Origin of the sequence: Corynebacterium doosanense CAU 212 = DSM 45436 (genome assembly GCF_000767055.1) — a bacterium.
Classification (GTDB): domain Bacteria; phylum Actinomycetota; class Actinomycetes; order Mycobacteriales; family Mycobacteriaceae; genus Corynebacterium; species Corynebacterium doosanense.
Genome location: NZ_CP006764.1, coordinates 2,275,095 through 2,287,757, shown reverse-complemented (window position 1 = coordinate 2,287,757; position 12,663 = coordinate 2,275,095). Strand labels below are relative to the sequence as shown.

Sequence of the window (12,663 nt, the reverse complement as noted above, 5' to 3'; positions counted from 1 at the left end):
CTCCGTTGGAGGCCACCACTTTTTGTTGGCCGCTCAGGCCACCCGCTGCCCCGGCTCCGCGCCCTCGTCCACCCCGAGCAGGTACGGTGTCCCCTCGTCGTCCACCGCGGCGAGCACGAGGCACTGGCTGATGAAGTTCGCTATCTGTTTCTCACCGAGGTTCACGGCCACCACCACGCGCCGACCCACCAGCTCCTCACGCGGATAGCGGGTGATCTGAGCCGAGGATCGAAGCGTGCCGAGGGGGCCGACGTGGATAAGCAGCTTCCATGCGGGTCTGCGGGCCTCGGGGAACTCCTCGGCGGAGAGGATCACGCCGACGCGGAGATCGATATCGTTCATGGGGCTTGACCTTAACACCGCGTTAACCAGGAAGGTGGGGGTCGTGACCGACCATCAGATCGGCGAGGCCGCCGAGATACTCCGGATAAGCACCAGAACCCTGCGCCACTGGGACGCCGTGGGACTGCTCCAGCCCGGCTGGCGCACCACGTCCGACTACCGGCTCTACACCGACGACGACCTGGAGCGGGGTTTCCAGATCCTCGTCTACCGGGGCACGGGCCTGAGCCTGGGGGAGATCGCGGACATCCTCGACGAACCCGGGTCCGCGCGTGAGGCGCTCCGGCGGCAGCGGACGGTGCTCGGGGAGAGGGCCGGTCACCTGCGGGCAATGATGCACGCAGTCGACGAACTCCTGGAAAGGGGAGACACCATGACTATGAACGACAAGATCGAGGCGTTCGGCGAGGACTGGCCCGGATACGCCGAGGAGGCCGAGCAGCGCTGGGGAGGCACGCCCGAGTGGGGCCAGGCCCAGCAGGTCCAGCAGCAGATGAGCCCCGCGGACTTCCGCGCCGTGAAGGAGGAGATGGAGGCGTTTGCCGCCGAACTGGCCGACGCCCGTTCCCGCGGCGTCACCCCGGGCAGTGACGACGCCGCCCGGCTGGTCGAGGCGCACCGCGCGTCCGTGGCCCGCTTCTACGACGTCCCCCGCGGACGGCAGGTCCTGCTCGCCCGCATGTACGTCCAGGACGACCGTTTCAGCCAGACGTACCACGGAAACGCCGACTACCTGCTGGAACTCATTGAGGCGCAGGCCCGGGAGGAGGGGCTCGACCCCGACCAGGCGCAGTGGTGACGGTCTAACAGCAAACGTCCAGAAATAATCCAGTGCGTGGGGATGGCGGGGGTGTTTACTGGGCGTCATGCCTGAAAAAACCACCGCTCCCGTCAAGGTCCTCGTCGTCGACGACGAACCCAACATCGTCGACCTGCTCAGCGTCAGCCTGAAGTTCCAGGGCTTTGAGGTCGAGACCGCGTCCTCCGGCCAGAAGGCCCTGGAGCTGGCCCATTCCTTCCAGCCCGACGCCTTCATCCTCGACGTGATGATGCCCGGCATGGACGGTTTCGAGCTGCTGTCCAAGCTCCGCGAGGAGGGCCTGGACGGCCCCGTCCTCTACCTCACCGCCAAAGACGCCGTCGAGGACCGCATCCACGGCCTCACCATCGGCGCCGACGACTACGTCACCAAACCCTTCTCGCTCGAGGAGGTGATCACCCGGTTGCGCGTCATCCTGCGCCGCGGCAACATCGCCGAGGAGGAGACCGGCGACGCCACCATCCGCTACGCCGACATCACCCTCAACGACGAGACCCACGAGGCCACCAAGGCCGGCGAGGTCATCGAACTCTCGCCCACCGAGTTCAACCTGCTGCGCTACCTCATGCTCAACGCCGAAGTCGTGCTTTCCAAGGCGAAGATCCTGGACAACGTGTGGCACTACGACTTCGGCGGCGACGGCAACGTCGTCGAGTCCTACATCTCCTACCTGCGGCGCAAGATCGACACCGGGGAGACGCCGCTCATCCAGACCGTGCGTGGTGTCGGTTACGTCCTGCGCACCCCGCGTAAGTAAGTGACCGACACACCCCCCGTGTTCACCGGCGAGGCCGGCGGTAGCAGCGGGATCGGCGGCAAGCGGGCAGGTCGACGGGCCGTCAACCTGCAGACCTGGCTCGTGGTCATCATCATCGTCGTCTCGTCGGTGGGCCTGGTCGCGTCGGCCCTGGCCACCACCGCCGTGATGCGTGAGGTCCTGCTCCAGCGGGTGGACGCGGACCTCACCGCCAGCGTCGGCGGGTGGACCCAGGACCCGGACATCTATCAGAGCGCGCCGGCCGTCGTGGGCCCGCCGAGCGAGTTCGCCGTCCTGCGCATCGACCCGAGCGGGAACCAGCAGTGGATCAACGCCTCGGACACCCGGCCGAACTTCGGCGGCGTCGACATCGAGGGCGGGCCCACCACCGTCGGCTCCCTGCCCGGGTCCGTGGAGGACGTCGAGTGGCGGGCAATGGGTGTGGCCACCCCACTGGGGGTCACCATCGTGGCGCAGTCGCTCGAGCGAGAGGACGCCATGCTCGGGGGGCTGATGGCGGTGCAGATCTTCATTTCGCTCATCGTGCTGGTGATCATGGCGCTGGTGGGGGCGTGGTTCATCCGGCGTGCCCTCGCCCCGCTCCGAGAGGTTGAGTCCACCGCGCGGGCCATCTCCCGAGGGGAGTTCGACCGGCGTGTCCCCGACTGGTCGCCGGAGACCGAGGTCGGGCAGCTGTCCCGCTCCCTCAACATCATGCTGGCCAGGCTGCATTCCTCCATCGACACCTCCCGGGAGAAGGAGGAGCAGATGCGCCGCTTCATCGGCGACGCCTCCCACGAGCTGCGCACGCCGCTGACCAGCGTCAGTGGCTACGCAGAGCTCTACCGCTCCGGCGCCACGCAGGACGCCGACAAGGTGCTGGGCAAGATCGAGGAGGAGTCCGGGCGGATGAAACTGCTCGTCGAGGACCTCCTGGCGCTCACCCGCGCCGAGGGCTCCCGCCTGGAGCTCAAGCCCGTCGACCTGCTGGAACTGGTCATGTCCGCGCGCAGCTCGGCCCGGGCGGCGTTTGCGGGGCGCGAGATCACCGTGGTCAACGACGTCCTGGAGTCCCCCGTGGTCAACGGCGACCGCGACCGCCTGCACCAGGTGCTCATCAATCTCATCAGCAACGCCCTGCGCCACGGCGGCGAGGAGGCCACGGTGCAGCTTCGCCTATCGACGGCCGATCGCGACGCGGTCATCGAGGTCATCGACGACGGGCGTGGCATCTCCCCCGAGGCGATCCCCCACATCTTCGAACGTTTCTACCGCGAGGACGCCTCCCGCACCCGCACCCGCGGCGCCGGCGGCGGTTCGGGGTTGGGGTTGTCCATCGTCAAATCCCTGGTGGAACAGCACGGCGGCACCATCGTGGTGACCTCGGCGCAGGGCGAGGGCACGGTATTCCGGATCCGGCTCCCGCGCCTGCTCAATCCCGCCACCGCAGAGCGCTGACTATCGCCTCCGCCTGAGCGGGCAGGTGCCCGTGGCGCACCGGGTCGGGCAGCACGATGACCTCGCCGAGCGCCGAGGAGGCGCGGGGAACCACCCGGTCACCCGACGAGACGAGCGAGACCACTCGCGTCCCCGCGGGCTCGGACACCTCGAAAGGCGTGCGGCGCAGCAGCTGCGCCGCACCCGGACCCGCCACCCGGCCGACGGCCCGGCGCAGCCCCTCCGAGCGGGAGAACGCCACCCCTCGCCACGCCGGGCCGACGCCGACGAGCGTGCGCACGTCGAACTCGTGGGCCAGGCGCAGGGCGAGGAGGGCGCCGTAGGAGTGGGCGATGACGTCGACAACCCCTCGTCTAGACGAGAGGGTGGCGGCGTCGAAGACGGGCCGGAGCTCGTGCAGGCAGTCGTCGATAAGCGCCGTCCCGTGCCGCCCGTACGCGGGGGCGAGGACGGGCACGTCGCCGAGCGCGGCGATGGTCGGGGCGAAGTTGCCCGGCGAGCCGAGCAGGCCGTGCAGGACGATGACCGGGGTGCGGCCGTCCAGGGGTGCGAAGGGTGGCAGTGTTCCGCGGTGCGGAACCCAGGTCAACCAGCTCAGAGATCGCCCATGTCGAGGGCGGCGCGCAGGCGCTCGGCGGCGTCGTCCATCTTCTCGGGATCGGTCTGGTCGGCCGGGATCGTGTCGGCGAGGTTGTAGCCGCCCATGTCGTCGGCGGGGAAGACGTGGATGTGGGCGTGGGGGACCTCGAAACCAGCGATGAGGTAACCCGCGCGGGCCGATCCGAAGACCTCGATGATCGCGCGGCCGACGTGCTGGGCGACGTCGTTGAGATGGGTCCACGTGGCGGGTTCGACGTCGGTCCACCGGTCCACCTCCTCCACCGGGACGACGAGCACATGTCCGTAGCGGATGGGTTCGATGGAGAGGAAGGCCGCGACCTTGTCGTCGCGGTAGACGAAACGGGCAGGCAGCTCGCCGTCGATGATTTTTGTGAAGACGCTACTCATGCGTGCCAGCCTAACCGGTCGGGCACCCCGGGCACAGACTAAAATCACCGAACATGCGCATCCTTGTCATCGGGTCCGGCGGCCGCGAGCACGCCATCATTCATTCCCTCACCCTCGATCCGGCGGTGGAGGAGATCCACGCGGTCCCGGGCAACGCCGGAATTGCCCGGCTGGCCACCTGCCACGCCGGTGACATCTCAGACGGCGAGGCCATGGCGGAGCTGGCCCGCGAGGTGGCCGCGGACCTGGTGGTCATCGGCCCGGAGATCCCCCTGGTTGCCGGCGTCTCCGACGTGCTGCGGGCGGCGGGTTTCGACGTCTTCGGCCCCTCCCGCGCGGCCGCCCAGCTCGAGGGCTCCAAGCAGTTCGCCAAGGAGGTCATGCAGGCCGCGGGTGTGCCCACCGCCTCCGCCGATCAGATCCTGCCCGGCGCCACGGCCGCGGACATCGACGCCGTCCTTGCCGGCTACGGGCCGTCCTACGTGGTCAAGGACGACGGCCTCGCCGGCGGCAAGGGCGTGGTGGTCACCACCTCCATCGACGAGGCCCGCGCACACGTCGACTCCGTCCTCGCCGCCGGCAACCCCGTCCTGCTGGAGTCCTTCCTCGACGGGCCCGAGGTGTCGCTGTTCTGCCTCGTCGACGGCGAGACCGTCGTCCCGCTGCTGCCCGCCCAAGACCACAAACGTGCCTATGACCATGACGAAGGCCCCAACACCGGCGGCATGGGTGCCTACGCGCCCCTCGACTGGCTTCCCGACGGCGGCGTCCAGCGCATCGTCGACGAGGTCGCCCGGCCCGTCGCCGCCGAGATGGTCCGCCGCGGCCAGCCCTACTTCGGCCTGCTCTACGTCGGCGCCGCGTGGGGCGCGGACGGTCCCTCGGTCATCGAGTTCAACGCCCGCTTCGGCGACCCCGAGACCCAGGCCGTGCTCTCCCTCCTGAAGTCCCCGCTCGGCCAGGTGCTGCGCGCCGTCGCCCGCGGCGAGCTCGCCGAGTTCGGGGAGCTGGAGTGGGAGGACGGTTACGCCGTCACCGTCGTCGTCGCCGCCCACAACTACCCCGCCTCCCCGCGCACGGGCGACCCCCTCACCGGGGAACTTCTCGACGACCCCACCGCCGTCCTCCACGCCGGCACCGCCAGTGCGGACGGCCGGTACGTCTCCGCCGGCGGCCGCGTGCTCGCCGTCCTGGGCAAGGGCGCGACGCTCGAGGAGGCGCGCGATCACACCTATCGTCTAGTCGAGGGGATCGACCTGCCCGGAGGCTTCACCCGCTCGGACATCGCGGCCCGCGCGATCGCCGGCGAGATCACCGTATGACCAGGTTGTCGCAGCGCGGCGACGTCGCCCCCTTCCGCGTCATGCAGATGCTCGACCTCGTCCACCGCCGCCGCGCGCAGGGCAAGGAGACGATCATGCTCTGCGCCGGCCAGCCCACGACCGGCGCGCCGGCGCCTGTACGCGCGGCCGCCCGGCGCCTGTACGCGCGGCCGCCCGGCGTGCCCTGGACGAGGAGTCGCTGGGATACACCGAGGTCGTGGGTGATCGCCCGCTGCGCGAGGCCATCGCGCAGTGGCACTCCTCCACGTACGGCGTATCGACGACCGCCGCCAACGTCATCGTCACCACGGGCTCCTCCGGTGCCTTTCTGGACACCTTCCTCGCCGTCCTGGAGGAGGGCGACACGGTAGCGCTGCCGCGGCCCGGCTACCCGGCCTACCGCAACGTGCTGCAGTCGATCGGTGCCCGGGTGGTCGATCTCGTGTGTTCGGAGGAGACGAGGTTCCAGCCCACCGTGGGCATGCTCGAGGCGCTGGACGAGGTGCCGGCCGCGGTCATGGTGACCAGCCCGAACAACCCCGCCGGCACGATCATCGACCCGGATGAGCTGCGCCGCATCGCGCTGTGGTGTGAGGAGAAGGGCTGCGTGCTCATCTCCGACGAGGACTATCACGGCATCAGCTTCGGTCGGCCGACGGCGTCGGCACGCGAGTTCTCCGCACAGGCGGTCGTGGTGGGCACCCTGTCGAAGTACTTCTCCATGACGGGGTGGCGGGTCGGCTGGGCGATTGCCCCGGAGGAACTCGTCGCGCGGATGGATAACCTGCAGGCGTCGATTGCCTTGTGCGCGCCGTCGATAAGCCAGATCGCCGGGCGCGAGGCCTTCGGCGCCGAGGCACGCGCGGAGCTCGACGCCCACGTCGCGCGGTACGCCGAGACCCGTTCCGTGCTGCTGGCGGAGCTCAGGACGATCGGCTTCACCCGCTTCGCCGAGCCCGACGGCGGGCTGTACCTGTGGGTCGACGTCTCGGACGTCACGGAGGACTCGGAGGCCTGGGCCGCCTCCCTCGTCGAGACGATAGGGGTCGCGGTCGCGCCGGGCGTCGACTTCGACCCCGTCGACGGCCACGGCTGGGTGCGCCTTTCGCTGTGCGGCCCCGCCGACGAGGCACGTGAGGCGTGCCGACGCCTCGGGGTACTCTTGCACCGTGGCTGACAAGAAAAAGATCGACAACGTCCTCGCGTCCCGGTACGCCTCCGTCGGCATGGCCGAGATCTGGAGCCCCGAGACCAAGATCCAGATCGAGCGACAGCTGTGGATCGCGGTGATGAAATCGCAGCGTCAGCTCGGCATCACCATCCCCGACGGGGTGATCGAGGCCTATGAGCGAGTCGCGGACCGCGTCGACCTCGGCTCCATCGCTGAGCGCGAGCGGGTCACCCGCCACGACGTCAAGGCGCGCATCGAGGAGTTCAACGCGCTCGCCGGCCACGAGCACATCCACAAGGGCATGACCAGCCGCGATCTCACCGAGAACGTGGAGCAGCTGCAGATCTTCCGCTCCCTGGAGTTGATCCGCGACAAGTCCGTCGCCGTCATCGCCCGCCTCGGCGAGCACTCCGCGCGTTACCAGAGCCTGGTCATGGCCGGGCGCTCCCACAACGTCGCCGCGCAGGCGACGACGCTGGGCAAACGTTTCGCCTCGGCGACCGACGAGATGCTCGTGGCCGTGCAGCGTATCGACGAACTGCTCAACCGGTACCCGCTTCGCGGCATCAAGGGACCGATGGGCACCTCCCAGGACATGCTCGACCTCGTGGGCGGGGACACGGACAAACTCGCCGGCCTGGAGCGCTCCATCGCCGACTTCCTGGGTTTCCGCAAGGTCTTCGACTCGGTGGGCCAGATCTACCCGCGCTCCCTCGACTTCGACGCCCTCTCCGCGCTGGTGCAGCTTGGCTCCGGGCCGTCCTCGCTGGCCACCACCATCCGCCTCATGGCCGGCAACGAGACCGTCACCGAGGGGTTCAAGGAGGGCCAGGTCGGTTCCTCGGCCATGCCGCACAAGATGAACGCCCGCTCCTGCGAGCGGGTCGGCGGCCTGCAGGTCATCCTGCGCGGCTACCTCACCATGTCCGCCGACCTCGCCGGCCAGCAGTGGAACGAGGGTGACGTCTTCTGCTCGGTGGTGCGCCGCGTCGCGCTGCCGGACGCGTTCTTCGCCATCGACGGCATGTTCGAGACCTTCCTCACCGTGCTCGACGAGTTCGGGGCCTTCCCCGCGATGATCGACCGGGAACTCGAGCGCTACCTGCCGTTCCTCGCCACCACCAGGCTGCTCATGGCCGCCGTGCGCGCGGGCCAGGGCCGGGAGGAGGCCCACGAGATCATCAAGGGCCACGCCGTCGCCGTCGCCCTGAACATGCGCGAGAACGGCGGGGAACAGGACCTCGTCGAGCGTCTCGCCGCCGACCCCGCCTTCCCGCTCGGCGCCGCCGAGCTGGAGAGGGCCCTGGCCGACCGCCACGCCTTCATCGGCGACGCCGAGGGCCAGGTCGCGCGGATGCTCGTGCGGGTGCGCGATCTCGTCGGGCAGTACCCCCAGGCGGCGAAGTACCGCCCCGGCGACATCCTCTAGACGAGGGGTGGGCCGGGGCAGCGGCCACCGACATCCCCGGGACGGGCCCGCTGAACCCCCTGAAATTCCCCGCCCACCCCCCACCGGGTCTAGACTGCACCCACATGCGCCCCGAGCTGTCCGACTACAACCACCTCTCCGCCGGAAAAGTCCGCGAACTCTACGAGATCGACGACCACCACCTGCTCATGGTGGCCACCGACCGCATCTCCGCCTACGACCACGTCCTCACCCCGGAGATCCCCGACAAGGGGCGGATCCTCACCGCGATGAGCGTGTACTTCTTCGACAACATCGACTTCCCCAACCACCTCGCCGGCCCCGCCGACGACCCCCGCATCCCCGAGGAAGTCCTCGGCCGCGCCCTCGTGGTCAAACGCCTGGAGATGCTGCCCTTCGAGTGCGTCGCCCGCGGCTACCTCACCGGCTCCGGGCTCGCCGAATACCAGCAGCACGGCTCCGTCTGCGGCGTCCAGCTCCCCGACGGGCTCGTCGAGTCCTCGCAGCTGCCCGAGCCCATCTTCACCCCGGCGACGAAGGCGGAGCTGGGGGATCACGACGAAAACGTGCCCTTCTCCACCGTCTCCTCTCGTCTAGGTGAGAGGAGGGCGAAGGAACTTCGCGACGCCACCCTGCGCATCTACACCGAAGCCACTCGTCTAGCCGAGGCGAAGGGCATCATCCTCGCCGACACGAAGTTCGAGTTCGGCCTCGACGCCGATGGAAACCTCGTGCTCGCCGACGAGGTGCTCACCCCCGACTCCTCCCGCTACTGGCCGGCGGAGTCCTACCGCCCGGGCGACGTGCAGCCGAGCTTCGACAAGCAGTACGTGCGCAACTGGCTGATCTCCCCGAAGTCGGGCTGGGACAAGTCCTCCGACACCCCGCCGCCCGCCCTGCCGGGCTCCGTCGTCGAGGCGACCCGTAACCGATACATCGAAGCATATGAACGCCTCTCCGGCGAGCGCTTCTGCTACTGGGTTGGGGACTGCCGCTAATCGACGCCCCTTTACCCGGTTATCCACAGGGCCGACTGTCCGCCGGGGTCGGCGGCTCGTAACTTCCGGGGCATGGATCTCATCGACATGTTCCGCACCCTGCAGTCGCAGGGCATCGACTTCCTCGAGGCGATCAGCGGCATGTCCAAGGACGACCTGCTGGCCTGCGGCATCACCAATTCGCTGGCCGGCCGCTGGCGCACCCTCGCCGAAACCTTCTACGGCCCCACCCGCTCCCGGAAGCAGCAGCAGGCCTGCATCGACGCCGCCCGCGAGGCCGGCTTCAGCCTCGACGCACTGCACGTCATCGACAAGAACGCCCGCTCGCTACTCGACGGTGACCAGTGGGCCCTGCGGCTCGAGCTTCTCGCCCTGCGCGGGACGGTCGACGAGATCAACCGCGCCGCCGTCGCCATCGTCCGCTCCCGCAATCGTCTAGTCGAGGGGGCGGATGCGATGGCGCACGCCCGCCGCGCCGTCAAGGGCGGCAAGAACACCGACGCCAAGGGCTGCCGCAACCTCACCATCTACGGCCCTGAGCGCGACATCGCCGCTCTGCGGGCGGGGTGGGAGAAGTCGGCCCGCCGGCTGCGTGCCGCCGATCCTCGGCTGAGCTACGAGCAGGCGATGTACGACGCGGCGATGAGCGGTGGCCGGGCCGTCGAGACGATCACCCCGCACGTGGTCGTCGGCATCGGTGACTGGGCGAAGCTGCTGCGTGACGACGGCGACGACTGCGTCTTCGCGCTCACCGACGGGACGACGATCACGGGGGCGGAGCTCGTCGCCAAGCTCATGGACGACCATCACGTCGTCGGCCTCTACGACCCCGTCGCCGGGCCCGTCAACCTCTACAGGTCTAGACGACTGGCCAGCCCGAAACAGAGCGCGCTACTCGACGCCGAATCCATCCTCTGCGAGGGCCCCGGCTGCACCACCCCCGCCACCGAGAGTCAGAACCACCACATCAGAGCCTGGAACCGGGGCGGATTCACCAACGTCCGCGACATGACCAAACTCTGCCGCCGGTGCAACGCCCGCAACGACGACGACCCCGACGCCCCACCCCGCAACGGCCGGGTCGAGCGGGAACACGGCCGCATCCTCCACCGCCGGGGCGACGACCCGCCCACCAGGAACACCCACCCCATCAAGAACCTCTCCGCACAGGCCATCGCGGCGCGCCAGTAGCATGGCGGCCATGTCTGAACCCCACGCAACAGTTCCCCTCGCCGCCAAAAAGCCCGTGGTACGCGAGTTCCACGGGCGGAAATTTGTCGACGACTACGAATGGCTCCGCGACAAGGACGCGCCCGAGACGATCTCCTACCTGGAGGCGGAGAACGCCTACCTCGCCGCGAACACCTCTCTTCTAAACGAGATGACCGGGAACATCTACGAGGAGATCAAGTCGCGGGTCAAAGAGACTGACATGTCCGTACCCGTGCGCGCCGGGGACTGGTGGTACTACGGCCGCACCGAGGAGGGCAAGAGCTACGGTCTCTCCTGCCGCCTTCGTCTAGACGAGGGGAGTGATCCGTGGACCCCGCTGACGATCCCGGAAACCGGCCGCCCCGAGGGCGAGCAGGTCATCCTCGACCTCAACGAACTGGCCGAGGGTCACGATTTCCTCGCGCTCGGCGCCTCATCGGTGACGACATCGGGCCGCTACCTCGCGTACTCGGTGGACACGGAGGGTGATGAACGTTTCGATCTCTTCGTGAAGGATCTGGAGACGGGTGAGCTTCTCGACGACCGCCTGACCGGCATCTTCTACGGCGCCACCTGGGCGGGTGAGGAGTACCTCTTCTACCAGCGCGTCGACGACGCCTGGCGGCCGGACACCGTGTGGCGTCACCGCATCGGCACGCCGGAGGAGCAGGACGTGCTTGTGTACCGCGAGGAGGATGAGCGATACACCGTGGGGGTCGGTGGGACCCGGAGCGAGAAGTTCCTCATCATCGAGTCGGCGTCGAAGATCACCTCGGAGACCAGCGTCTGTCTAGTCGAGGGGGTGGAGGAGGGATTTGAGCTCCTATGGCCCCGCGAACCGGGCATCGAGTACTCCGTCGACCACGCGGTGGTCGCGGGTGAGGATCGGTGGATCGTCACCCATAACGCGACAGGCCCGGATTTTGCGGTGGGGGAGTGCGCGGTGGGTGAGCTGCCGCCGCTGCGTGAGCTCACTGAGCTGGTGGCGCATGAGCCGGGGACGCGCATCGAGGGGGTCGACACGTATGAGAACCAGATCGTGCTCGGTTACCGGAAGGGCGCGATCGGGCGGATCGCGGTCATGCCCCTAGACAAGACTAGGGGTTTTGGGGAATTCTCTGAGATCCCCTTCTCCGAGGACCTCTACTCCGCGGGCATCGGCGGCAACCCGGAGTGGGATGCGCCGGTGCTGCGGTTGAGTTTCACCTCGTTCACGCAGCCGGCGCAGGTGCTGGATTATGAGGTGGCGACGGGTGCGATGACGGTGTTGAAGGAGCAGGAGGTCCGGGGCGGGTATGACCCGGAGGAGTACACGGCGTACCGGTTGTGGCCGCAGGCGGCGGACGGGACGCAGATTCCGGTGTCGGTGGTGCACCGAAAGGACCTAGACACGTCTAGGGCGCAGCCGGCGTTGCTGTACGCGTACGGCGCGTATGAGTCGTCGACGGATCCGGGTTTCTCGATCTCGCGGTTGTCGTTGCTCGATCGCGGGATGATGTTTGTGGTGGCGCATGTGCGTGGCGGTGGTGAGATGGGTCGGGGCTGGTACGACGAGGGCAAGCTGCTGAACAAGAAGAACACGTTCACGGATTTCATTGATGTGGCGGATGACCTCATTGACCGGGGGTTGACGTCGCCGGAGATGCTGGTGGCGGAGGGTGGTTCCGCGGGCGGGATGCTCATGGGGGCGGTGGCGAACATGGCGCCGGAGAAGTTCCGGGGGATCCAGGCGGTGGTGCCGTTCGTCGACAGTCTGACGTCGATGCTCATGCCGGAGCTGCCGCTGACGGTGACGGAGTGGGACGAGTGGGGTGATCCGTTCCACGATCCGGAGGTGTACGACTACATGGCGTCGTATTCGGGTTATGAGAACGTCGCGAAGCAGAACTACCCCGACATTCTTGCCATCACCAGCCTCAACGACACCCGGGTGCTGTACGTGGAGCCGGCGAAGTGGATCGCGAAGCTGCGGGAGACGGCGACGGGTGGGCAGTTCCTGCTGAAGACGGCGATGTCGGCCGGTCATGGCGGGGTGTCGGGGCGGTACGAGAAGTGGCGCGAGACGGCCTTCGAGTACGCGTGGACGGTGAACAAGGCCACGGGCCGTACCGCATGACAGGTGGGCGTGGCCGTGGGATAATCGCGG

At 68.4% G+C, this 12,663-nt stretch carries 12 protein-coding genes; 9 read left to right on the top strand and 3 right to left on the bottom strand.

From position 1 onward, the window contains the following. Positions 1–33: 33 nt before the first annotated feature. Positions 34–342: a tRNA-binding protein gene (locus CDOO_RS11185; RefSeq protein WP_018022702.1), complete on the bottom strand. Its 309-nt coding sequence runs from the start codon at positions 340–342 to the stop codon at positions 34–36. 43 nt (positions 343–385) lie between these two features. Here CDOO_RS11185 and CDOO_RS11180 point away from each other — a divergent pair, with 43 nt between their 5' ends. From CDOO_RS11180 to CDOO_RS11170, 3 genes are all read left to right on the top strand, one after another. After that, positions 386–1,141: a MerR family transcriptional regulator gene (locus CDOO_RS11180; RefSeq protein ID WP_018022703.1), complete on the top strand. Its 756-nt coding sequence runs from the start codon at positions 386–388 to the stop codon at positions 1,139–1,141. A 67-nt stretch (positions 1,142–1,208) separates the two neighbouring features. Continuing rightward, complete coding sequence (locus CDOO_RS11175; RefSeq protein WP_018022704.1) at positions 1,209–1,919, top strand: response regulator transcription factor; 711 nt, start codon at positions 1,209–1,211, stop codon at positions 1,917–1,919. Then, positions 1,920–3,377 (top strand): sensor histidine kinase, encoded by a 1,458-nt coding sequence (locus CDOO_RS11170; protein ID WP_018022705.1) that lies wholly within the window; start codon positions 1,920–1,922, stop codon positions 3,375–3,377. Here CDOO_RS11170 and CDOO_RS11165 read toward each other — a convergent pair. Beyond that, complete coding sequence (locus CDOO_RS11165; RefSeq protein WP_018022706.1) at positions 3,352–3,966, bottom strand: esterase/lipase family protein; 615 nt, start codon at positions 3,964–3,966, stop codon at positions 3,352–3,354. The two genes, CDOO_RS11170 and CDOO_RS11165, sit on opposite strands and share 26 nt — an antisense overlap. Before the next feature lie 5 nt (positions 3,967–3,971). Next, positions 3,972–4,385 carry an HIT family protein gene (locus CDOO_RS11160; protein WP_018022707.1) on the bottom strand — a complete coding sequence of 138 codons (414 nt, stop codon included), beginning with the start codon at positions 4,383–4,385 and terminating at the stop codon, positions 3,972–3,974. Between the two features lie 53 nt (positions 4,386–4,438). Here CDOO_RS11160 and purD point away from each other — a divergent pair, with 53 nt between their 5' ends. The 6 genes from purD (at position 4,439) to CDOO_RS11130 (ending at position 12,633) form a co-directional block, all read left to right on the top strand. Then, positions 4,439–5,707, top strand: coding sequence for a phosphoribosylamine--glycine ligase (gene purD / locus CDOO_RS11155; protein ID WP_018022708.1), 1,269 nt, complete (start codon positions 4,439–4,441; stop codon positions 5,705–5,707). A 217-nt stretch (positions 5,708–5,924) separates the two neighbouring features. Beyond that, positions 5,925–6,884: a pyridoxal phosphate-dependent aminotransferase gene (locus tag CDOO_RS11150; protein ID WP_018022709.1), complete on the top strand. Its 960-nt coding sequence runs from the start codon at positions 5,925–5,927 to the stop codon at positions 6,882–6,884. A 49-nt stretch (positions 6,885–6,933) separates the two neighbouring features. After that, a complete protein-coding gene (purB, locus tag CDOO_RS11145; protein WP_245616277.1) occupies positions 6,934–8,307 on the top strand; it encodes an adenylosuccinate lyase in 1,374 nt (457 codons plus the stop codon). Positions 8,308–8,411: 104 nt separating this feature from the next. Next, positions 8,412–9,305, top strand: a complete 894-nt coding sequence (locus CDOO_RS11140) for a phosphoribosylaminoimidazolesuccinocarboxamide synthase (protein ID WP_018022711.1) — start codon at positions 8,412–8,414, stop codon at positions 9,303–9,305. 72 nt (positions 9,306–9,377) lie between these two features. Next, on the top strand, positions 9,378–10,496 hold the full coding sequence (locus tag CDOO_RS13355; RefSeq protein WP_018022712.1) for an HNH endonuclease signature motif containing protein: 1,119 nt from the start codon (positions 9,378–9,380) through the stop codon (positions 10,494–10,496). Positions 10,497–10,506: 10 nt separating this feature from the next. Continuing rightward, positions 10,507–12,633, top strand: a complete 2,127-nt coding sequence (locus CDOO_RS11130; protein ID WP_026159463.1) for a S9 family peptidase — start codon at positions 10,507–10,509, stop codon at positions 12,631–12,633. Positions 12,634–12,663: the final 30 nt, after the last annotated feature.